The following is a 1,226-nucleotide window of genomic DNA, read 5'->3' as shown; positions in this document are numbered from 1 at the left end:
GCCGCAAAATAACAAGGCCAAAGCCCCGCCCGCAATCCATCTTAAAGGCCAGTGGCTTAAGGCCGCCGGGTTTGATAAAGGTTGCACCCTGACCGTGAAGATTATGGATGGTTGCTTGGTGCTGATCCCTGACAGCGACGATACCCGCACCCTCAAGCAACAGTACCAGCGCCAACAAGACCAGCTCAGTGACATTAAGCTGCGGATGCGGGAGTTGATTGGGGATTATCAGGCAGGATAATAATAACAGCCGGAAGATCATGAGATCTTTCCGGCTGTTATTATTAATTACCACTTATATGGATAGACATAATTCGATAAAACTTGTTGTTTAACATCTTCATCTAGACAGTGGTTTTCTTGCTTTTCAAAATGTTCGATTTTTTTGATTGCAATATTCCTATTAACTTCTGGGATTTTTGAAAAAACTTTATCCCAATCATCTTTATATCCATACATATTCAACATCTTTCCTAAAGCTGAATTTATTAAAGGGCTACTTGAATATGTTAGTGTTCCAGTCTCTTCACATTCGAATTTTGTATAAAGTATAAGCTTTATGATGGCATTAACTTCATCACGTTCTAGTTGAATAGATTCATGCTCCATTATTTCCCTCCGCATTTTCTAATTTTAACTTGATTATCAGTAAGTTTGAGCCTTGTATCATAATCAAGATGCTCTAGCATGGTATAAGGATTTTTTCCTGAATATAGAATATCTTTTAGCTTTAATTTCCCTTCATGAATATATTCTAACCTAGAAGATAAATGTATATTACCGCGTTCACCCGGATCTACTTTAAAAATAATTGCATAATCCCCACGGCCTGCATGAATAGGATTATTTATTAATAGATCTCTTAAAACATCTTTTGGCGACATTAATATATCTGTTATATAAACCTTTCCGCTGACGTTTGGATTTAGAACACCACTCTTCATAATGCCGTCAAAACCAGCCTTATTTGTGTAGTGAATAAATACATTTTCACCAGCTAATCCGAATGGGTCTATAAGTCCCGTCGGATTATGAACATAAGAATACGGGTTAAATCCCCCTGCCAGCCCCAACGGGTCGGGCGTCAGATACTGCCCCGCCACCGGCGAATAATACCTGAACCGATTGTAGACCAGCCCGCTCTCTTCATCCAGCCACTGGCCGGCGAAGGGCCATCATCTCCGAGGCAGTCATACCCGCAGGGTTTCGCCAACCCGCGCAGGGTA

At 40.9% G+C, this 1,226-nt stretch carries 2 protein-coding genes and 1 pseudogene; 1 reads left to right on the top strand and 2 read right to left on the bottom strand.

Translation table 11 applies throughout. From position 1 onward, the window contains the following. On the top strand, window positions 1-241 hold a 241-nt coding region (locus ABLA85_RS18490), incomplete at its 5' end, for a SymE family type I addiction module toxin (protein ID WP_367965781.1). A gap of 47 nt (window positions 242-288) precedes the next feature. Here the strand turns inward: ABLA85_RS18490 and ABLA85_RS18485 are convergent. Together ABLA85_RS18485 and ABLA85_RS18480 are read right to left on the bottom strand one after the other, a co-directional pair. Continuing rightward, window positions 289-609: a hypothetical protein gene (locus ABLA85_RS18485; protein ID WP_367965780.1), complete on the bottom strand. Its 321-nt coding sequence runs from the start codon at window positions 607-609 to the stop codon at window positions 289-291. Then, window positions 609-1,157 (bottom strand): annotated as a pseudogene (locus tag ABLA85_RS18480) (RHS repeat-associated core domain-containing protein); the annotation flags it as partial. The pseudogene ABLA85_RS18480 and the gene ABLA85_RS18485, both read right to left, overlap by 1 nt. Between the last annotated feature and the right edge of the window lie 69 nt (window positions 1,158-1,226).

The organism is Xenorhabdus sp. SGI246, assembly GCF_040838225.1.
GTDB lineage: Bacteria > Pseudomonadota > Gammaproteobacteria > Enterobacterales > Enterobacteriaceae > Xenorhabdus > Xenorhabdus indica.
This window is presented reverse-complemented; position numbering and strand designations above follow the sequence as displayed.